This is a genomic window from Thiohalocapsa marina, from assembly GCF_008632335.1.
In the GTDB taxonomy this organism is placed as follows: Bacteria; Pseudomonadota; Gammaproteobacteria; order Chromatiales; family Chromatiaceae; genus Thiohalocapsa; species Thiohalocapsa marina.
Map to the genome: position 1 here is coordinate 149437 of NZ_VWXX01000003.1, position 20499 is coordinate 169935.

Here is a 20499-nt window from a genome sequence, read left to right on the forward strand (position 1 = left end):
TCCCTCAGTTACACAGCGCCGGCCCGACGTCGACCCAGACCATGGCCGAGCCCGGTACGTCCCCGCGCGTCCACCACTTCGCTTCCCAGCGACGCCCCTGGTAGTCGACGCGATCACCGCCAAGATAGACGGCCGCGGCTTGCCAGCCGAGGTTGACCTCGCTGATCAGGCGCCAGGCATCGGCACCGATGGCGGGCGCGTTGCCCCGGGTCCAGTATTTCGCGGTCCAGACCAGGCCACCGTGGCTGACCGTGTCGCCGCCGACGTAGACGGTATCCGCGTCCCAGGCCGGATGGTTGCCGGCGTCGGGGTCGGTGCGCGAGCAGGCGCCGCCGGTCGTCTCCGGCTCGACGGTGACGGTCGTGGTCGCCGTTGCGCTCAGCGCGCCGTCGCTGACGGTCACCTGCACGGCATAGTCCGTGGTGGACTGGACCATGGGCGCGGTCAGCTCGACCGAGGGGCCGTCGAGACGGGACGGCGAGAGCGCGTCCGGAATCGTCCAGGCATAGCGCAGCGTATCACCGTCGGGGTCTCGCGCCCTGGCCTCCAGCGTCAGGGTGTTGCCAGCCACGACCCTGAGGCCATCCGCCAGATCCACCTCGGGTGCCTGGTTTTGCGCTGGCGGCTCATGCTCCTCCGGGGGGGCGTCGTCCTCTGGCGGGGCGTTTTCCCCGGGCGCGGCCGGGGCATGCCCCAGGCCCGCGTGCATGGCGTTGAGGATGTCGCCGTTGTCGGCGTCGATCTCCCAGGCGTAGAGGCCGGCGAGTCCGTACGCATCGACGAAGGCGCCCTTGGCCTGCACCGAGGTGGCATCATCGAAGCTGACCAGGTCGCCGGTCTCCGGGTTGAAGGCGTAGGCGGCCTCGGCCCAGCTGTCATAGCCGTACTGCCAGCCAGGCTCGAGCAGTCGCTCGGCGACGTCGCGATAATCCAGCACGCCGGCCTCCCAGGTCCCGGCGATCGGCCCGCTCGCGGTGCCGGTGAAGGGGCTGCCCTGGCCGCCCGAGACCCCGCTCCAGCCGCGACCGTACATGGCGACGGCGAGCGCGATCCGCGCCGGGTCCGCGCCCTGGTCGATCAGCGCGTTGATGCCCGAGCTGGCGTTGAAGTCGTCGTCCGGGTCGAAGCGCGGTGCGTACAGGCCGGCGTGGTGACCCAGCTCGGTCAGGCTCCAGGCGCCATAGAAGTCGTAGCTCATGGCAAAGATCAGATCGAGCCAGGGCTGCGCCGCTGCATAGTCGACCAGCGCGATCTTGGCCGGATCGGCGCTGACGGCGGAGGTCAGCAGCAGTTCGCGGCCCGTGTCGGCCTCCACGCGGTCGAGCATGGTGCGCAGTTCACGCATGAGCGCGACATAGGTCTCGCCGTCGGTTGCCGGATTGCCGAGCGCAGGATTGGCCCCGCGGCCGCCGGGGTACTCCCAGTCGATGTCCACGCCGTCGAGGAATTTCCAGGTGCGGACGAAGGTCTCCACGGAGTCGACGAAGCGCGCGCGGATCGCCGGATCAGCCATGAAATAGAACGGGTCGGACAGGGTCCAGCCGCCAAACGACGGCAGAATCCTGAGCGCCGGGTAGGCGCGCTTGAGCGCCATCAGCTGGCCGAAATTGCCCTTGTACGCGGTGCCCCAGTCGTGGCCGTCCTGGGGCTTTTGCAGCGCGGCCCAGGGGTCATGGATGGCGACCTCGAAGTCGTCGGTCCCCGCGCAGGCGCGTTGCAGGGCGCTGAAGCTGCCCGGGCTGGATTGCTTGAGGGCGTCGTTGATGCCGTCACCCCCACAGATGGGGATGAAGCCATAGAGCAGGTGGGTGAGATTGTAGGCCGGGATCCGGTCTACCGGGAATTGCCGGTCGTAGACGCCCCATTCGACGAAATAGGCGGCCACCACATGGTCGCTGGTGTTGACATAGGGCTGGTGGTGCTCGCCCACATTGAGCCGGATGGGGTCGAGGTGACTGCCGTCGGTGTCGGCGACGACGAGTTCTACCGCACTGGACTCGGCGCAGCCGTCCGCGTTGCACAGCGCAACGGTCAGGTCGTAGATACCGCCCCGGTCGATCCGCAGCTGAGCGGAGCCGGATTGCACTTGGCCGCCGCTGAGCGCTTGGGTCACAATGACCTGTCCGTCGAGCCGGTATTCGGCCCGGGTGGCCGGTTCGCCGCTCCACTTGCTCCAGCGCACGGGAATCTCCACGGCGCCCCGGACGGTCACCAGGTCCGCGTAGGCGGTGGCGGCTGGATCAACCTCCACCAGGGCATGGTTGGTTTCCATCCAGTCGATCTGCGCGACGCCGGGGACGGCGGCCAGCACCGGCTCGGCGCAGGCCAGTGCCAGGGCGGCGGCGATGGGAGTGCGGGTGAAACGCCTGTTGCGCATGGGTGTTGCTCCGTGATTTGGCTGCTTCCTTCGTAGAGCGCCGGCTGGCCTCTACCCCGGCTGCCGTTATAACAAGGCGGCGGCGCGGGCGCCTGATGCTTGGCTAAGGCTTTTCTGATCATTTTCTGACACAAGCCTAGCCTTCTGTTTTTAAAAGGATTTTTTCCGTGAGAGGCCTCGCATGTCGGATCCGGACGCGTTTCAACTCGGTGAATGGACGGTTCAGCCAAGCCTGAGCCGGATTGTGCGGGGCGAGCCCCGGACGCGTCCGGAGACGGGTTCCGAGGTCCGTCCCGAGATTCGTATCGAACCGCGCTACATGGACCTGCTGGTCTATCTCGCCCAGGCGTCGGGCCGGGTAGTCAGTGCCGAGGAGATTCTGGAACGGGTGTGGGCGGGCCAGGTGGTCGGGGAGCACTCGGTCTACCAGGCGATCGCCCGGTTGCGCAAGGCGCTGGGCGACGACTCCAGTCAGCCACGCTATATCGAGACTGTTCCCAAGCGCGGCTATCGCCTGATCGCTCGCCAGAGTGCCAGCCAGAGTGCCAGCCAGAACGCCGGGCGCGAATCGGCCGCGACGCCCGCTCCGGGAGAGGGCGCGGACCTGCCGCCGCCGAGCCGCGAGCTGAACCCCGGGGACCGGCCGCCGGAGGAGCGACGCTCCGGAGCGCGGCTCGGGTCCTGGTCCGGGCCCTTGTCTGGAGGGGCAAGGGCATGGCGCGCGCGGGTCCGGGCGCATCGGCGCTGGATCGTGCCGCTGGCACTGTCGGTGACGCTGGTCTGCGTGGCGCTGCTCTGGTTGGCCGTGCGGCAGGGCGCCGCCCCCGAGGCGATCAGGACGGTGGCGGTCCTGCCCTTCGAGACCCTGGGTGACGATCAGGCGTACCTCTATTTTGCCGAGGGCCTCGGCACCGAGCTGATCAATGCGCTGGGCCAGCTGAGCAATCCGCGGGTGGTTGGGCCGGTCTCGTCCTTCGGCCTGCCCGCCGAGGGGACGACGCCGGCGGAGGCGGGGCGGCTGCTGGGCGCCGATGCGCTGGTGTCGGGGCAGGTGCTGCGCGCCGACGACCACCTCAGGGTGTTCATCCGGATTCTGGACACCCGGGACGGACGCCAGCTCTGGAGCCGCAGCTATGACCGCCCCCTGAGCGACGTCTACGAGGTGCAGCGGGATATCGCCCGCAGCGTCGTCGAATCGCTGCGGGGTGGGGTCAGCGACGCCGAGATGGCGCGCCTGACGCCGCCGGCGCCAGACATCCTCGCCGCCTATGACTACTATCTGCTGGGCCAGCACTACCGCAGTACGCGCACCGAGGAGGGGCTGCGCCGGGCGCTAGAGCTGTATCAGCAGGCCGCCGGAACCGATCCGAACTATGCCCCTGCCTACCGGGGCCTGGGGCTGTCTTACCTGCTCCTGTCCTACTACGGCAACCTGCCGCTGGCGCAGTCCCAGCAGCTGGCGAGACCCGCGCTGGACAAGGCGCTGGAACTGGCCCCCGATGACGCCGAGACAGTGGCGGTGCTCGGCCTGTGGCGCTACCTGCGAGGCGAATACGGTCTTGCGGAGCATCAGCTGGAGCAGGCGCTGGCGCAGCGGCCGGACGATGCCGAGGCCTGGGTCTGGCTGGGGCTGGCGATGCAGCGTCAGGGCCGTCTGCGCGACGCCCTGGCAAGCCTCGAGCAGGCGCGTCGGCTGGAGCCGCTGTCGGTGTTGGTGGCTGTGGATCATGCGCGCGCACTGGGGCGGTCCGGCGAGCGCGCCCGGGCCCTGTCGGAGCTCCAGGCGCTTGTCGGCGGAAGCCGCGCCACGCCGCAGCTGGAGCGAAACCTGGCCGACCTGGCGCTGGAAAGCGGAGATCTTGCCGGTGCGTACCGATGGGCGGACTCGGCCCTGGGCCAGGGCGAGCGCGAGTCGGCCTCCATGGCCATGATGGCGTTGACCCTGGCCTGCGTAGGAGAAGCGGATCGCGCCCTGCGCTGGGCGGAGCGGACACTGGCCAAGGAGTTTCCGAGTCAGAGCGCGCGCGACCGGCTGGAGATCCTGTATCAGGTCCTGGGTGATGTGGCAGGGCTCAAGGGGCTGGTGGAGATCGAGCGTGCGGCCCTGTCCGTTGACCAGTCGCCGGATCTGGAATGGCGTCGCGTGGAGGCGTTGTCAGGGCTGTCGGCCCTGCTGGATGGCCGCCCCGGCGAAGCGGCGCGGGCGCTGGAGAAGGCCCTGGGCGGGCGGACGGATGCGGTTGTCGCCTCTGACTACGACCTGGTCTATCTGGGGTCGCTGGCCCATGCGTATCGGCAATCCGGCGATCCCCGCCGAGCCGCCCAATGGCTGGATCGTGCCCGCCAGCGGCTGGACGAGCTGCGCGCCCAGGGCTGGGACAGCCAATGGCTGCACTATGCGGCGGTGCGTCTTACGCTACTGCAGGAGGGTGTGGATGCAGCGCTGGTCGAATTGGAACAGTGGACTTCCGGATGGGCTGTCGCCGCCGGCCTGCTCGCTAACGACCCCGTGCTCGAGCCGTTGCGCAAAGATCCGCGTTTTCCGGCGCTGCATGAGGCCTTGCGCGCCGAGGAACAGGCCGCCTGGAATCAGATCAAAGGCCAGCGGTCTGCCGGCAATGCAGTCAGGCCATGGCCATGCCCACAGGGTGCAACATATTCACCGAGGCCAACCCTGGTCCAGACAGGAGGGCGACGACTGAAGAGGTGGCCAACAATGAACGGGTCATCAGCTTCGACATGGCGGTCGATAACCCGACTGTCAGCCAGACCTTCGAGAACCAGGCTACGGCAACATGGGGTGCGGATGGCGAGGGTGGAGAAGGACCGGTGACTGGCGTTGCGGACGACGAAGCGACGCCCATCGTGTTCAATCCGCCCGAGCAGATCCCAACGCTCAGTGAGTGGGCCACGATGCTGCAGGGCCTGCTGCTACTGAGTCTCGGCTGGCGCCGCCTGGACGGGGCGCATCCCGCAGCCGCACGGTCTCCGGGGCGCCAAGGAATCGGGGCTCGCGGCCGATGGCGAGATCCAGGACGGCCATGACCCGGGCCAGCATCTCCCGGGCGCGCACCTTGTTCGGGCCGGCGGTCTCGGGGTCGGCGGCAGCGAAACCGGTGGCGTCCAGGCCAAACCGACGCGCAAGAAAGATGGCCCGCTCCGCGTGGAAGCGCTGGCTGACGATGATGACCCGATCGACGCCGAAGACCCGCCTGGCCCGGATCACGGAATCGAGTGTCCGGAACCCGGCATAGTCCAGGGTGATGAATTCCCTGGGTACATTCAGCGCGACTAGATCGCGCTGCATGGTGATCGGCTCGTTGTAGTAGGGGCTGGAGTTGTCGCCGCTCACCAGGATGCCGCGCACCTTGCCGCTGTGGAACAACCGCGCGGCGGCCTCGATGCGGGCGTGGTAGAAACGGTTCTGACCGCCCTGATGCCCGCGCGCCGTGCCCAGCAGCAGCGCCACCGGGGCGGGTTGCACCTGATCGATGGCATCCGCAACTGCATCGCCGGCGCTCAGCGACACCAGCCGGTCCGATCCGATGACGATGGCCGCGACGATGACAAGGCCGGCGACCGCACTCAGCCGCAGCCCCGATGCCCAACGACGGCGCGGAGGCGGCGGATTTCCGGGGTGGTGCGGAGTTGACCTGACCGGGCCATCGTCGGCGCCGACGGCAGGATGCGGAATTCCTTGCGGGCTGGTGTTGGGCGGATCAGCAGGCATCGCTTGGCATGGGCACGACGACCAAAACCGCCGTCTGACGGTGTTTGGTGGGCAGGTCCGGTTTTGGTAACGTGGCGCTACGTCGAGTCAACCCGAACCGCAGTATGTCCGAGCCGAGCCCGTTAATCTACCGCGTCACCCCTGCGCGCCCCGAGGCGCATGTCTTCGCCGTCGAGCTGGAGATCCCGGCGCCGCCGGATTCGCTGCTGATCCTGTCCATGCCGGCTTGGATCCCGGGCAGCTACATGATCCGCGACTTCGCGCGCAACGTGCTCGGCCTGCGTGCCTGGCCGGCCGCCGGTGCTGGCGGCGGCATGCCGGATGAGCCCACAGCGCTTCCGGTCAGCAAGCTGGACAAGCAGACCTGGCAGGTGCAGGGGGTCGCAGGCCCGGTCTGCGTGCGCTACGAGGTCTATGCCTGGGATCTCAGCGTGCGCTCGGCGCACCTGGATGCCACCCATGCCTATTTCAACGGCCCGAGCCTGTTCCTGCGGGTGGGCGGTCTGGACCACCAACCCTGCCGCGTGGAGCTGGCGCCGCCGCCGGGGGAGGCCTATGCCGACTGGCGCGTGGCCACCAGCCTGTCCCGGGCTGGCGCCGAGCCCTGGGGCTTCGGCGGCTATCGGGCGGACGACTATGACGACCTGATCGACCACCCGGTGGAGATGGGTCGCTTCGCGCTGGTGCCCTTCGCGGTGCGTGGTGTACCGCATTGGATGGCCATCAGCGGGCGTCAGCACGCGGACCTGGACCGGCTGGCAGCGGACCTGGCGCCGATCTGCGAGCAGCAGGCGGCGTTGTTCGGCGAACTGCCGGTGGACCGCTACCTTTTCCTGACCATGGCTGTGGGGGAGGGCTACGGCGGTCTGGAGCATCGCTTCTCCTGCAGCTTGCTGTGCAGCCGCAACGATCTGCCCCGGCTGCCGGCCCAGTCGTCGTCGGCATCCGACCAGTCGGCCGAATCCGGCCCGCTGGCCGGATCAGGGGCGTCGCCAACGGCGCCAGCAAAGGAGTATCGGCGTTTTCTCGGCCTGTGCAGTCACGAGTACTTCCACCTGTGGAACGTCAAGCGCATCCGCCCGGCGGTGCTGGCGGAGAACGGGCTGCAACAGGAGGTGCATACCCGCCTGCTGTGGGCCTTCGAGGGCATCACTTCCTACTACGACGACCTGATGCTGGTGCGCAGCGGACGCATCGATGCCAGCGGCTATCTGGAGCAGCTCGCGGAGACCATCACGCGGGTGATGCGCACGCCGGGACGGCTGCGCCAGACCCTGGCAGAGTCCAGCTTCGACGCCTGGACGCGCTTCTACAAGCAGGACGAAAACGCCCCCAATGCCATCGTCAGCTACTACGCCAAGGGCGCGCTGGTGGCGTTGGCGCTGGATCTGACCATCCGCACCCGCAGCGGCGACACGCGATCCCTGGACGATGTCATGCGGGCATTGTGGCGGCGCCATGGCCGCACCGGCATCGGCGTTGCCGAGCGCGGTATCGAGGCCCTGGCGGCTGAGGTCACCGGGCTGGATCTGGACGCCTTCTTCGCCCAGGCGCTGGACAGCACAGCGGATCTGGATCTGGCGGCCCTGCTGGCGGAGGTGGGCGTGGACATGCGTCTGCGTCCGTCGAAGGGGCCGAAGGACATGGGCAGCGTCTGCGACGGTGCCTTCGGGCCGGTGCCCGCCGACGCCGACATCGGCATCCGGCTGCAGGCCGACGGTGCCGAGGCCCGCATCGCGGTGGTGCTGGATGATCGACCTGGACAGCGGGCGGGCCTGTCCGCCGGCGATGTGCTGGTGGCCATCGACGGCCTGCGCGCCACCGCCGCCGGCGCCGACGACCTGCTGCGCCGCGCCCGCATCGGCGAGCCGCTGGAGATCCATGCCTTCCGCCGCGACGAGCTGATGCATGTCCGCGTGCTGCCGGAGCAGGCGCCGGCGGACACCTGCGAACTGCGCCTGCTGGCCGATGCTCCCGAGGCGCATCGAAGTCGCCGGGCCGCCTGGCTGGGCGCGGCCTGAGCCCAGCCTGAGCCTCACCTGACTCTAGTTGGAGCCCAATCCGGGAGCCCGGTCATGGAGCGACATCTGCAAGTGGTCCGCCTGCTGGCGGACGGCGAACGCTGGTCCGGCGAGGCGATCGCCGGGCAGCTTGGTATCAGCCGGGCCGCGGTGTGGAAGGCGGTACGCAAGGCCGCCGAGACCCTGGAACTGGAGATCGAGTCGGTGCGCGGTCACGGCTATCGGCTGGCCACCCCGCTGGAGCTGCTGGATGCGGAGGCCATCCGCGCGGCGCTGACCCCGGCCGGGCGGTTGCGGGTTGCGGCAGTCACGGTGTTCCAGGACATCGACTCCACCAACACCTGGCTGGCCGGGCGGGCGCGGGCGGGGGATCCCGGTGGCAGCATCTGCCTGGCGGAACGCCAGCACGCCGGCCGTGGTCGGCGCGGCCGCTGCTGGGTGTCGCCCTTTGGCGGCAACATCGCGCTGTCGCTGTTGTGGCGCTTCGCCCAGGCGCCGGCGGAACTCGGTGGTCTGAGCCTGGCGGCCGGGGTCGCGGTGGCAAAGGCCCTGGAGCAGGTGGGCGCGACAGAGGTGGGCCTGAAGTGGCCGAACGACCTGCACTGGCGCCGGCGCAAGCTGGCCGGTCTGCTGCTGGAGGTGGCCGGCGAGGCCCAGGGGCCGAGCTGGGCGGTGATCGGCGTCGGTGTCAACCTGCAGCTGGCGCCCGCCCAGGCGCAGGCCATCGACCAGCCCTGGGTGGATCTGGCGACGGTGCTGGATGGGCAGGCGGTGGGCCGCAACCGGGTCGTCGCGACCCTGATCGACGCGCTGCTGGAGATGCTGGCCATGTACGCGGCGCAGGGGCTTGCGCCGTTCGTCGAGGACTGGCGCGCGCGCGACGCCTATCAGGGCGAACCGGTGCTGCTGGTCATGGGCGAACGGCAGCTCCAGGGCCGACACGCCGGCATCGATCCGGACGGCGCGCTGCGGCTGGACCTGGGCGGGGAGATCCGCCGCTTCCAGGCCGGCGAGGTCAGCCTGCGTTCACGCACCGGCTGAGGCCGGGTCATCCCAGCGCGCGGCGGCCTGGTCGTCGCTGGCGCGTGCCTCCACCCAGCGCGTGCCCTGGGCCGTCTCTTCCTGCTTCCAGAAGGGCGCGCGGGTCTTCAGATAGTCGATCAGGAACTCGCAGGCGCGAAAGGCGTCGCCGCGATGTCTGCTGGTGACGGCCACCAGCACGATGGGCTCCTCCGGCAGCATCCGGCCCACGCGATGGATGATGCTGACTGCATCCAGCGTCCAGCGCCCGGCGGCCTCGGCGGCCATGCGCTCCAGCGCGCGTTCGGTCATGCCGGGATAGTGCTCCAGGGTCATGGCGGTGACGCCCTGTCCCTGATTGATGTCGCGCATCAGCCCGACGAAGGCCACCAGGGCCCCCACCTGTGGCCGACCCCGACGCAGCGCGCGCTGCTCCGCCTCGGGATCGAAGCCTTGCTGTTCGACGCGAATGTGGATGTCGGTGGGCATCGGAATGGGACCCTTGTTGCCATGTGCCGCTCATGGTACCCGATCCGGGTGGATCATCCCGCAATGGTCGATTCTGGTGCGCACCACGGGTGCGGCGCACCAGTCTCTGACACACAGGTCGGTTCGGGCCGCCACTGGCGCCGGGCATCGCGTCCGTGATGGTGCAGGTCCGGATCAGATGGCGGATCAGGAGGCGGGTCTGGTTTTGAACCTTGCCGGACCCCAATGTCTAAAAACCGGGCAACCGGGGTCCTATCCGGGCCAGTCGCTGGAAAGTGGCGCGCAGATTGCCTGCGAGAATAACGTAGAGCGGAACAGCCACCGCAGTCCGCGAGAGCGAACACCGAGAGAGGTATGCCGAATGTCGATCTTCGAGCGCTATCAGGCCCGCTACGAGTCCTCGCGTGAAGAGGACATGAGCCTGCAGGAGTACCTGGATCTGTGCAAGGCCGATCCGATGGCCTACGCCGGTGCCTCGGAGCGTCTGCTCGCTGCCATCGGCGAGCCGGAGCTTGTGGATACCCACAACGACCCGCGCCTGAGCCGGATCTTCCAGAACAAGGTCATCAAGCGTTACCCGGCCTTCTCCGAATTCTACGGCATGGAAGAGGCCATCGAGCAGCTGGTGTCCTATCTCAAGCATGCCGCCCAGGGGCTGGAGGAGAAGAAACAGATCCTCTACCTGCTCGGCCCAGTGGGTGGCGGCAAGTCCTCGCTGGCCGAGAAGCTCAAGGAGTTGATGCAGCGGATACCGTTTTACGCCATCAAGGGCTCGCCGGTGTTCGAATCGCCGCTGAGCCTGTTCTCGCCGGAAGAGGACGGCCCGATCCTGCAGGAAGACTACGGCATCCCGACTCGTTGCCTGCGCACCATCATGTCGCCCTGGGCGGTGAAGCGGCTGCAGGAGTACAACGGCGACATCACCCGGTTCCGCGTGGTCAAGCTCTACCCCAGCATCCTGGAACAGGTGGCCGTGGCCAAGACCGAGCCCGGCGACGAGAACAACCAGGACATCTCGGCGCTGGTGGGCAAGGTGGATATCCGCCAGCTGGAGCACTATGCGCAGAACGACGCCGACGCCTACAGCTACTCGGGCGCCCTGTGCCGGGCCAACCAGGGCCTGATGGAATTCGTCGAGATGTTCAAGGCGCCCATCAAGGTGTTGCATCCGCTGCTCACCGCCACCCAGGAGGGCAACTACAACGCCACCGAGGGGCTCTCGGCCATCCCGTTCCAGGGCATCATCCTTGCCCACAGCAATGAATCGGAATGGCAGACGTTCCGCAACAACAAGAACAACGAGGCCTTCCTCGACCGTGTCTTCATCGTCAAGGTGCCCTACTGCCTGCGGGTGACCGAAGAGAAGCAGATCTACGACAAGCTGTTGCAAAACAGCTCGCTGAACCAGGCCCCCTGCGCCCCGGGCACGCTGGAGATGATGGCCCAATTCTCGGTGCTCACGCGGCTGAAGGAGCCGGAGAACTCCAGCATCTTCTCCAAGATGCGCGTCTACGACGGCGAGAACCTCAAGGACACCGACCCCAAGGCCAAATCGGTGCAGGAGTACCGCGACTACGCCGGCATCGATGAGGGCATGTCCGGCATCTCCACGCGCTTCGCGTTCAAGATCCTGTCGCAGGTGTTCAATTTCGATCATTCCGAGGTGGCCGCCAATCCGGTGCACCTGCTCTATGTGCTGGAGAAGCAGATCCTGCGCGAGCACCTGCCCCAGGAGGTGCAGGACCGCTACCTGGCCTTCCTGAAGCAGTATCTCGCCCCGCGCTATGCCGAGTTCATCGGCAAGGAGCTACAGACCGCCTACCTGGAGTCCTACGCCGAGTACGGGCAGAACATCTTCGACCGCTATGTGACCTTTGCCGATTACTGGATCCAGGATCAGGAATACCGCGATCCGGACACCGGCGAGATGATGAACCGCGGCACCCTGAACGAGGAACTGGAAAAGATCGAGAAGCCCGCCGGCATCTCCAACCCCAAGGACTTCCGCAACGAGATCGTCAACTTCGTGCTGCGGGCGCGGGCCAACAACAACGGCGCCAACCCGCGCTGGACCAGCTACGAGAAGCTGCGGGTGGTGATCGAGAAGAAGATGTTCTCCAACACCGAGGAGCTCTTGCCCGTGATCTCCTTCAATGCCAAGGCCTCGGCGGACGAGAAGAAGAAGCACGAGCAGTTCGTCGACCGCATGGTCGAGAAAGGCTATACGCCAAAGCAGGTGCGGCTCCTGTCGGAGTGGTACCTGCGGGTGCGCAAGTCGCAGTAACCTGCAGCCTGGAGCCCGCACGCGCCTATGTCTCACTTCATCGACCGACGACTGGGCTCGAAGAACAAGAGCACGGTCAACCGACAGCGCTTTCTCAAGCGTTACAAGTCGCAACTCAAGCGCGCCGTGTCGGACGCCGTCAATCGCCGCAGCATCACCGACATGGAGGGCGGCGAGCAGGTCGGCATCCCGTCCAGGGACATCTCCGAGCCCACCTTCCAGCACGGTCAGGGCGGACGGCGGGACATGGTGCATCCGGGCAACAGGGAGTTCGAAGCGGGCGACCGGGTGCAGCGGCCGGAGGGCGGCGGCAGCGGCTCCGGCTCCGGCCAAGGGCGGGCCAGCAAGGACGGCCGGGGCGAGGACGACTTCGTCTTCCAGCTGTCGCGGGAGGAGTTCCTGGACCTGCTGTTCGACGACCTGGAACTGCCCAACCTGGTACGCAATCAGCTGCTGGGCGCCACGGAGTTCAAGACCGTGCGCGCCGGCTACACCACCGACGGCTCGCCCAGCAACATCGATGTGGTGCGCTCGCTGAAGGGGGCCATCGGCCGTCGCACGGCGCTGGGTGCACCCCACCGCAGGCGTGTGCGCGAGCTGGAGGCGGCGCTGGAGCAACTGCTGGCCGACGGGGTGGCGGAGACCGACGCCCGGGTCGTGGCGCTGCGCGAGGAGATCGATCGCCTGAAGTCACGCATCGCCGCGCTGCCGTTCATCGATACCTTCGACCTGCGCTATCAGTCCTTTACCCGCCAGCCCGAGCCTACCAGCAAGGCCGTGATGCTGTGCATCATGGACGTGTCGGGCTCCATGGACCAGCTGCGCAAGAACCTGGCCAAGCGGTTCTTCATCCTGCTGTACCTGTTCCTGCAGCGGAATTACGACCGGATCGATGTCGTCTTCATTCGCCACCACACCATCGCGCAGGAGGTGGACGAACAGGAGTTCTTCTACTCCCGCGAGACCGGCGGTACCGTCGTCTCCAGTGCCCTGAACCTGGCCTACGAGGTGATCTCCGAACGCTATGCCTCGGGCAGCTGGAACATCTACGCCGCCCAGGCCTCCGACGGCGACAACTGGGACTCGGATTCCTCCATCTGCCGCGAGCTGCTGATCAACCGGCTGATGCCCCTGATGCGCTACTACGCCTATGTCGAGATCACGCCGCGGCAGCACCAGAGCCTGTGGTACGCCTACCAGGACGTGAAGGCCGCGCATCCACACTTCGCCATGGAGGCGATCGACGGTGCCGAGGACATCTACCCGGTGTTCCGCGAGCTGTTCAGGCGGCAGGATGCCTGAAAAGTTTGAAGTTTGAAGTTTGAAGTTTGAAGTTTGAAGTTTGAAGTTTGAAGTTTGAAGTTTGAAGTTTGAAGTTTGAAGGCGGCGGTTGGTAGGCCTTGATCATCGCGCCGGCCGTTAGGGTAGACAGCTATTCCCTTGTCCACCCTGCACGCTGGCGGCTGGCGGCTGGAGGCTTCATCTAGCTTGAAGTTTGAAACTTGAATGCGGCGGGGCGCGACTGACCATGGCAGACAAGATCATATCCGAGTCCTCCGAGTGGAGTTTTCCGCTGCTCGAGCGTTTCGACCGCGAGATCGCGCGGCTGGCGCATGACGAGTACGGTCTCGACACCTATGCCAACCAGATCGAGGTCATCTCCTCCGAGCAGATGATCGACGCCTACTCCTCCGTCGGTCTGCCGATCAACTACCACCACTGGTCCTTCGGCAAGCAGTTCGTGGCCACCGAGCAGACCTACCGCCGCGGCCACATGGGGCTGGCTTACGAGATCGTGATCAACTCCGATCCCTGCATCGCCTACCTGATGGAGGAGAACAGCCTGCCCATGCAGGCGCTGGTCATCGCCCATGCCTGCTATGGTCACAACAGCTTCTTCAAGGGCAACTACCTGTTCCGCACCTGGACCAGCGCCGACGCCATCATCGACTACCTGGTCTTTGCCCGGCATTACATCGCCGAGTGCGAGGAGCGATACGGCGACGAAGAGGTCGAGCTGCTGCTGGACTCCTGCCATGCGCTGATGAACTACGGCGTGGATCGCTACAAGCGCCCGTCGCCCTTGTCCATGGCCGAGGAGCAGAAGCGCCAGCGCGAGCGCGAGGCCTATCTGCAGTCGCAGGTCAACGACCTGTGGCGCACCCTGCCGGTCGGTCGCGACCCGGCGGACGGGGGCGTCGCCGAGCACCGCTTTCCGGCCGAGCCGCAGGAAAACCTGCTGTACTTCATCGAGAAGAACGCGCCGCTGCTGGAGCCCTGGCAGCGCGAGATCGTGCGCATCGTGCGCAAGATCGGCCAGTACTTCTATCCCCAGCGCCAGACCCAGGTGATGAACGAGGGCTGGGCCACCTTCTGGCATTACACCCTGCTCAACCGGCTGTACGACAAGGGCCTGGTAGGCGACGGCTTCATGATCGAGATGCTGCAGTCGCACACCAATGTCGTGTACCAGCCGGCGTTCGACTCACCGCACTACAGCGGCATCAATCCGTACGCCCTGGGCTTTGCCATGATGACCGACATCCGCCGCATCTGCGAGCAGCCCACCGACGAGGACCGCCACTGGTTCCCGGACATCGTCGGTCAGGACTGGCAGGCGGTGCTGGATTTTGCCATGCGTAACTTCAAGGACGAGAGCTTTATCGCCCAGTACCTGTCACCGAAACTGATGCGAGACTTCCACCTGTTCGCGGTGCGCGACGACGATCTTGAAGAGACGCTGGAGATCACCGCCATCCACGACGAGGACGGCTATCGCCGGCTGCGCCAGAACCTGGCGGAACAGTACAACCTGGGCACACGGGAGCCCAATCTGCAGGTCTACGACGTGGATGTGCGCGGCGACCGCTCCCTGACCCTGCGCCATTTCCGACACAATCGCCGCCCCCTCGGCGAGACGGTGGACGACATGCTGCGGCACATCCGGCGCCTGTGGGGCTTCGACGTGCGGCTGGAAGCGGTTGACGAACTTGGGCGGGTGCATCTGCTGGGCGAGGCCTGAGGACGCGGGATCCGCGTTTCCGGTGCGGCAAGGACGGACCGGGCTCAGCTTTTGAGCCACTGCCTGGTGCATGCTGGAGGCGTCTGTCATCCAGTCCGGAGGTCGCGATGCAACCCGTTGTTGATCTGTTGGTCCTTGTACTCTTCCTGTCCGTGCTGTATCTGCTGCTGGGCATGCTGGCCCTGGTCCTGGAACGCTCGCCGTGGTTCATGGAGCAGTCTCGGCGGGCCGAGCGGCCCCGGCATCCTTGGGATTCGGCGGTTTGCCGCCATGCTCCGGTGCAAGTCGCTGCAGTCTGCAAGCGCCGCTCCATGACTCCATGCATCCAGAGGCCAGTACAATGCGGAACCGACCGGATATCAAGACCGCTATCCCCAGGCGTCGTTACCAGATCGGCGACTTCAGCGCCACGGTGCTGGGCGACATCGATTCCGGCGGCGGTCGCGCGTACCGCTTCATCCTGGCCATGGTGGCCCTGGGGGATGCACAGCCCAGCCTGTACGTCTGCTGCGAGCCGAATCCGTCCGGCGGCGTCGATGGCCGCTATGCGGTGCGTGTAGTCAACGATTCCATGTCAGAGGTGGTGGACAGTGCCGACCACTGGGGCGATCTCGACACCTTCGCGGAGATGGCCGTGGACCTGGCGCGGCAGGTGCTTGGAATGAAGAACGAGCAGACCATCCGCCTGATGTGAGCCGCCAGCCGCCAGCCGGCGCCTGAGAATCGGGCCCGACGTCAGTATGTGGCCAGCAGGAGCGCGTCGAGCTGCTGCTGGTAATGGGCCAGCTGGTGCTCGCCGGCGGCATCCTCCTGGCGCGCCTGTTCGACGTCCTGCTCCAGGGCGCGACGCTCCGCCTTGTATCTGGCCACCGCATCGCGTAACTCGGCATGACGTTGCCTCAGCTGGTCGCGTTCCCGCTCCAGCTGAGCCAGGCGACGCGCCGCGTTGCGCCGGGTGCGTCGTGCCGGATCGCTGCCCGCCAGCCAGGAGTGACCCGCGGGGGTCTGGGCCTCGGCCTCCTGGATGCGTTGCTGCAGCGTCTGTATCGGCTCCTGCTGCTGCGCCAGTCGCTGGCTGATGCGCTCGCGCTCGGTTTCGGCATCGGCCAGTGCGGCCTCGCAGCGAGCAAGACGCAGACGCTGCTCCGACAGCGCGGTGTGCTGGCGCTCACGTGTCTGCCGCTGCTCGGCGATCAGATCCCGGATCTGGTCGATGCGCCACTGCCGCTCATCGCGTTGTTGTGCCTGGGCCTCGTCCCGGCTCAGACGCTGTTGTTTCAGGTCCTGTTGTCGGCAGCGCTCGTCGAGCGCCTTGCGGCGCAGGCGCAACTGCTCGCGTTCGTTTTCCAGTTGGGCCTCGAATGCTCGCCGCTGCCGGTCCAGTGCGTCCTCGGCCACGGCCTGCTCCTGGCGCCATTGTTGCCGCGCGCGGACCAGTTCCTGCTCCAGGCGTTCGCGCTCGGCGGCGTGCTGCTGCTGAAGTTCTTCCAGCGCCAGTTCGTGGGTCTGCCGTGCCTCGGCGCGCTGCTGCGCCAACCGTTCGAGCTCCGCGGCGGTCTCCCCGGCCAGGCGCTTGCGGGTCTCTTCCAGTTCCAGGTCCAGCTCGCGCTCGCGCGCCTTCAGCTCCAGGTCGCGGCGGCGGCGCTCCTGGTCGAGGCGTGCGTCGATGTCCTCGCGCCGGCGATCCAGCAACTCCTGCTCGTAGGCCTGGTCCGCCAGCAGGCGACGCACCCGCGCCTCGGCGTCGACCACCGCCCGGATCTGTTCGAAATAGGCGTCCGGATCGCGCTCGTAGCGCTCCCAGAGCCGATGGAACTCCGCCGGCGACAGCCGTCGCCGGGGGTCGTCATGATGCGCGAAGCCGGGCACATCGGCCAGTCCGCCGGCCAGGTACTTGCGATACTTGAACTGGATCTGTTCGCTGAAGTAGGCGTGCACTGCGGCCGGCTCGAACAGCTTGAGCGCGATCAGCGCGAAGAACAGGATGCCCAGGGCGGCCTGGGCGAAGCCCTCGACGGTCTCGAAGTGCGGCACGCCGGTCTCTTCCGGGCTGTTGCGCAGGGCGTCCAGCGCCTGGGAGCGGGCGGCGAAGGTCAGCCGCGGCGGTGATGCCGGCGGCTGACCGGCGCTGACCTCGGCGCGGATGCGCTCGTACAGTTGCTGTTGTTCCCGTTGCAGCGCCTGCAGCGCATCGGACCGCTCGGCGATGCGTTGCTGCTGCAGGCTGATGACAACCTGGATGTCCGCAAGCCGGGCGTCGCGTTCCGCCTGTACCTCCGCCAGTTCCTGCTCCAGCAGGCTGGCCCGGGCATCCCATTTGCGCGCCTCCGGACCATAGCCCTCCGGGCGCCCGTCGCGGCCCAGCACCTCGTCGCCGACGCGCGCCCGCACCTCTGCTAGATCGCGGCTCAGCACCTTGATCTCCGGGGCGTATTCGGCCTCGATCCGCGTGCGCCGTTCCTGCTCGGTGGCAAGGGACTCCGACAGTTGGGCAAGTTCCTGCCGCAGGGCGTCGCCGCGCGCCTGCAGACCGGCGTCGATCTGCTCGGCGCGGGCCTCGATGCGGGCCTGCAGGGCGGCATCGCGCTGCTGGAAGTAGAGCTCCACTTGGGCCTGGTGGTAGCGCTCGATGTCGTCAGCGCGGATCAGTTTCTCGATGAAGGGGGCCGTGACATAGAGCGAGATGGCGACGATCCCCAGCCGCGCCAGCAGGCCGCCGAACCAGCGCAGACTGGCGCCGATGCCGCGGGATGTCTCGCTGCCGAGCGGGCGCGCTCGCAGGCCGGGGCGCTCTGACATGATCAGCGACGCGTCAACGATCCAGACCACGGCGAACATCAGCGCGAACATGAAGGCCATCACCGGGGGCCGCAGCCAGGGGCTGGCCGACGGTACCAGGGAGCCGCCCACGGCGCCCCAGACGAAGCCTTCGATGCTGGCCATGAGCAGGATCACCACCCAGGCCGAACCCAGCCAGGCGGAGACCGCCGGCGTGATCAGATTGCGCCCGTAGGGCCGCAGCGAGAAGTAGTCCCGCAGGCGCAGCCGGGCATGGGGGGTGGCGTCTTCAGCACCGGTCGCGGGCCGGCGGCGGCGTGTGCGCCGAAACGGGTCGATGGAGGCAAGCAGCGAGGGTGTCATGAGCACCAGCCGCGCTGCTAGCCAAGCTGCCGGCCGCCGCCATCCAGGCCGCTCAGACCCTGGCCGCGCAAACCGTGGCCGAAAGCAGGGCACACGGACAGCGGTGTCCGGGAAATGGCTGGGCGGTGTGCGGTCGAGCCGGGGGTCGGTGAGTGCATGGCGGCAGCTGCGGTCACTGGTTGGATTGCCCTGCGTTTTCGCCGCAAGGTTCTACAATTATAGAGAGGGTTCGGGAAATGAGAGGAGTACGACGATGACAATTGCAGCACGTGTTGAAGACTATCTGAAACAGCATTCGGTCCCGTTCGAGCTGCTGCCGCACAAGACGACCGGCTCGACACACGAGACCGCCGAGGCGGCCCATGTCAGCGACGATCATATCGCCAAGGCGGTCATGGTCGGCGACGAGCAGGGCGAGGCGATGGTGGTGATCCCGGGCGACTCCTGGCTGATGCTGGATCGGCTGAACAAGGCCAGCGGCCGCACCTTCCGGCTGGACGAAGAGTCCGAGCTGTCAAGGCTGTTCCCGGATTGCGATCCGGGCGCCGTGCCGCCGGTGGGCAAGGCCTACGGGGTCGAGACCTACCTCGACGAGGCCCTGACCACGTTGGCCGATGTCTACTTCGAGTCGGGTGATCACCGCAACCTGGTGCACATCAACGGCCCGGACTTCGTGCGCCTGCTGCACGGGGTGCGTCTGGGGCATTTCGGACGTCCGGGCTAAGCGCCGGCGCCGATCGGCGTCAGGCGCTGCGCAGCCGGGTGAGCTTGATCAGGCCAACGGCGGCCAGCGGCAGGATCAGTCCGATCAGCAGGGCGGTCAGCATCAGCATGCCGAGTTCGCTGTAATCGGCGGCGACGCTGACCGCACCCGTGACCGGATCGCGTACCTCGCGGGTGACCAGAAACAGCTGATTCAGGTACTTGGTGCCAAGCTGCCCCGCAGACAGGGCCAGGTTGGTGAAGGAGGCCATGACGGCAAAAAAGGTCGCCTTCAGGTTATCCGGGGCAGAGTTCGCGATCCAGGCCAGCATCGGCACCATGGCGATCTGGCCCAGCGGTGACTCCAGCGCGGTATCCACCAGGGCGATGAAGCGGGCGTCGACGATGCCGCCGGTGACATTGGCGGTCCACTGGTGCAGACCGAAGTACATGCCGATGATGGGCAGGTACAGCAGGCTGCTGATCAGGGTCAGGAACACCACCACGTAGGCGATGGAGCGCTCGGCCATGAAGCGGCGGAACAGGAACAGGCCCAGCAGGGTCAGGCTGCTGCCGATGAGCGCCAGCACCGACAGGAACTGCTGGTCGAACGCCAGCTCGTCGATCATCCACCAGGTCTGGCCGGGCCCCGGCCCGGGCATGGCGCGAAAGACGAAGATGATCAGTGCTGTGCCCAGCAGCAGCAGGCGGGCCTGGGACTCAAGCACCCGCAGCAGGCGCGACATCAGGAACAGCACGATGGCCATGGAGCCGGCGAAGATGATCTCCTGGTTGTAGGGTACGTCCGTCAGGCCCAGCGTCAGGGTGAAGACCACGAACACCAGGCTGCCGCCGAGGATCCACCAGTTGGGTGTGGTGCGCTCGGTGGGCGGCGTGAGCCGTCGCCGGGCCTCGTCTGCGGGCAGGCCGCCGGCTACCAGCCGGCGCAGATCACGGCGGCGGACATGGCCGGCGAGGGCGACGCCGAGGATGGAGATGAGCGGGATGACCAGCGCGAGCTGGTAGATCAGGATATAGGTGTCGATCTTGTCCTGCTCGGACATGGTCTCCACCCCGGCGAACAGAAAGACGTTGGCCAGTGCCACCAGCACGCCGCCGCCGATGATGGCGACGCGGCCCAGGGTCTGCATGGTGGTATGCATCAGCCGGCGCTGCACCGGGTCCAGTGGCCGGCCGTCGGCATCCACTCGTGGCACTGCCTCCACGGTCATGGCGTCCGCCACCACGTCCTGCAAGACATAGCCCACCGGCGCCAGCAGTGCGGCCAGCACGTACCAGGCCGCCACCGGCATCACCGCGTCCATGGCAGCGCGTTCCGCCAGCAGTCCGAGCATGATCAGCATGCTGGCCGACAGCATGCCCGCGCCCAGATAGACCAGCCCCGCCTTGTGGCGCCAGATCAGGTCCACCAGATGTCCCAGAGGCATCTTCAGCGCCCAGGGGATGCCGGCCCAGAAGCCCAGCGAGGCGAGAAAGGCCGCGGACAACCCGAGATAGTCCTTGACGAAGAAGGTGCCGACAATGGCCGTCAGGCCCTGGATGCCGTAGGCGATGTAGACCATCAGCGGCGGCAGATATGACAGCCGCATCTCGCGCCCGAGCTCGAGGATGTTGCGGTCGAGCCAGCGTCCCAGGCGGTTGCCGGCCAGATTGCGGGTCGGTGATGATCGGGTAGGGGCCAAGGGTCTGAAT

At 67.0% G+C, this 20499-nt stretch carries 13 protein-coding genes; 8 read left to right on the top strand and 5 right to left on the bottom strand.

Translation table 11 applies throughout. The features are described 5' to 3' along the window. Positions 1 to 4: 4 nt before the first annotated feature. The gene (locus F2Q65_RS03535) at positions 5 to 2377 is read right to left on the bottom strand and encodes a glycosyl hydrolase family 18 protein (RefSeq protein WP_150090476.1); all 2373 of its coding nucleotides are present in this window, start codon (positions 2375 to 2377) and stop codon (positions 5 to 7) included. Between the two features lie 181 nt (positions 2378 to 2558). Here F2Q65_RS03535 and F2Q65_RS03540 point away from each other — a divergent pair, with 181 nt between their 5' ends. Further along, positions 2559 to 5210 carry a winged helix-turn-helix domain-containing protein gene (locus F2Q65_RS03540; RefSeq protein ID WP_150090478.1) on the top strand — a complete coding sequence of 884 codons (2652 nt, stop codon included), beginning with the start codon at positions 2559 to 2561 and terminating at the stop codon, positions 5208 to 5210. A 63-nt stretch (positions 5211 to 5273) separates the two neighbouring features. Here the strand turns inward: F2Q65_RS03540 and F2Q65_RS03545 are convergent, their stop codons facing one another. Then, positions 5274 to 6107, bottom strand: a complete 834-nt coding sequence (locus F2Q65_RS03545; RefSeq protein ID WP_150090479.1) for a SanA/YdcF family protein — start codon at positions 6105 to 6107, stop codon at positions 5274 to 5276. 104 nt (positions 6108 to 6211) lie between these two features. Here F2Q65_RS03545 and F2Q65_RS03550 point away from each other — a divergent pair, with 104 nt between their 5' ends. Next, positions 6212 to 8128, top strand: coding sequence for a M61 family metallopeptidase (locus F2Q65_RS03550; RefSeq protein WP_150090481.1), 1917 nt, complete (start codon positions 6212 to 6214; stop codon positions 8126 to 8128). Positions 8129 to 8182: 54 nt separating this feature from the next. Then, a complete protein-coding gene (gene birA / locus F2Q65_RS03555) occupies positions 8183 to 9169 on the top strand; it encodes a bifunctional biotin--[acetyl-CoA-carboxylase] ligase/biotin operon repressor BirA (protein WP_150090483.1) in 987 nt (328 codons plus the stop codon). Here birA and moaE read toward each other — a convergent pair. Further along, complete coding sequence (gene moaE / locus F2Q65_RS03560) at positions 9155 to 9637, bottom strand: molybdopterin synthase catalytic subunit MoaE (RefSeq protein ID WP_150090485.1); 483 nt, start codon at positions 9635 to 9637, stop codon at positions 9155 to 9157. The genes birA and moaE overlap by 15 nt on opposite strands. 361 nt (positions 9638 to 9998) lie before the next feature. Between moaE and F2Q65_RS03565 the strand changes: the two genes are divergently transcribed. The 4 genes from F2Q65_RS03565 (at position 9999) to F2Q65_RS03580 (ending at position 15637) form a co-directional block, all read left to right on the top strand. Beyond that, entirely contained in the window at positions 9999 to 11921 is a 1923-nt protein-coding gene (locus tag F2Q65_RS03565; RefSeq protein ID WP_150090487.1) for a PrkA family serine protein kinase, read from the top strand. A gap of 27 nt (positions 11922 to 11948) precedes the next feature. Continuing rightward, positions 11949 to 13223 carry a YeaH/YhbH family protein gene (locus tag F2Q65_RS03570; protein WP_150090489.1) on the top strand — a complete coding sequence of 425 codons (1275 nt, stop codon included), beginning with the start codon at positions 11949 to 11951 and terminating at the stop codon, positions 13221 to 13223. Between the two features lie 226 nt (positions 13224 to 13449). After that, entirely contained in the window at positions 13450 to 14943 is a 1494-nt protein-coding gene (locus tag F2Q65_RS03575; RefSeq protein ID WP_150090491.1) for a SpoVR family protein, read from the top strand. A 340-nt stretch (positions 14944 to 15283) separates the two neighbouring features. Beyond that, on the top strand, positions 15284 to 15637 hold the full coding sequence (locus tag F2Q65_RS03580) for a hypothetical protein (RefSeq protein WP_150090493.1): 354 nt from the start codon (positions 15284 to 15286) through the stop codon (positions 15635 to 15637). 41 nt (positions 15638 to 15678) lie between these two features. Here F2Q65_RS03580 and F2Q65_RS03585 read toward each other — a convergent pair whose 3' ends face one another. Continuing rightward, complete coding sequence (locus F2Q65_RS03585; protein WP_211353939.1) at positions 15679 to 18090, bottom strand: hypothetical protein; 2412 nt, start codon at positions 18088 to 18090, stop codon at positions 15679 to 15681. 247 nt (positions 18091 to 18337) lie between these two features. On the opposite strand from F2Q65_RS03585, the gene F2Q65_RS19390 reads away from it, so the two are divergent. Next, entirely contained in the window at positions 18338 to 18808 is a 471-nt protein-coding gene (locus tag F2Q65_RS19390; RefSeq protein ID WP_170265499.1) for an aminoacyl-tRNA deacylase, read from the top strand. Positions 18809 to 18827: 19 nt separating this feature from the next. On the opposite strand, the gene F2Q65_RS03595 is transcribed toward F2Q65_RS19390, so the two are convergent. After that, positions 18828 to 20489 (bottom strand): MFS transporter, encoded by a 1662-nt coding sequence (locus tag F2Q65_RS03595; RefSeq protein ID WP_246155948.1) that lies wholly within the window; start codon positions 20487 to 20489, stop codon positions 18828 to 18830. Positions 20490 to 20499 lie beyond the last annotated feature (10 nt).

Excerpts from the sequence above, each read along its gene's own strand:
- F2Q65_RS03535 (WP_150090476.1), bottom strand. The coding sequence starts at position 2,377 with ATGCGCAACAGGCGTTTCACCCGCACTCCCATCGCCGCCGCCCTGGCA.
- F2Q65_RS03540 (WP_150090478.1), top strand. The coding sequence starts at position 2,559 with ATGTCGGATCCGGACGCGTTTCAACTCGGTGAATGGACGGTTCAGCCA.
- F2Q65_RS03545 (WP_150090479.1), bottom strand. The coding sequence starts at position 6,107 with ATGCCTGCTGATCCGCCCAACACCAGCCCGCAAGGAATTCCGCATCCT.
- F2Q65_RS03550 (WP_150090481.1), top strand. The coding sequence starts at position 6,212 with ATGTCCGAGCCGAGCCCGTTAATCTACCGCGTCACCCCTGCGCGCCCC.
- birA (WP_150090483.1), top strand. The coding sequence starts at position 8,183 with ATGGAGCGACATCTGCAAGTGGTCCGCCTGCTGGCGGACGGCGAACGC.
- moaE (WP_150090485.1), bottom strand. The coding sequence starts at position 9,637 with ATGCCCACCGACATCCACATTCGCGTCGAACAGCAAGGCTTCGATCCC.
- F2Q65_RS03565 (WP_150090487.1), top strand. The coding sequence starts at position 9,999 with ATGTCGATCTTCGAGCGCTATCAGGCCCGCTACGAGTCCTCGCGTGAA.
- F2Q65_RS03570 (WP_150090489.1), top strand. The coding sequence starts at position 11,949 with ATGTCTCACTTCATCGACCGACGACTGGGCTCGAAGAACAAGAGCACG.
- F2Q65_RS03575 (WP_150090491.1), top strand. The coding sequence starts at position 13,450 with ATGGCAGACAAGATCATATCCGAGTCCTCCGAGTGGAGTTTTCCGCTG.
- F2Q65_RS03580 (WP_150090493.1), top strand. The coding sequence starts at position 15,284 with ATGCGGAACCGACCGGATATCAAGACCGCTATCCCCAGGCGTCGTTAC.
- F2Q65_RS19390 (WP_170265499.1), top strand. The coding sequence starts at position 18,338 with ATGACAATTGCAGCACGTGTTGAAGACTATCTGAAACAGCATTCGGTC.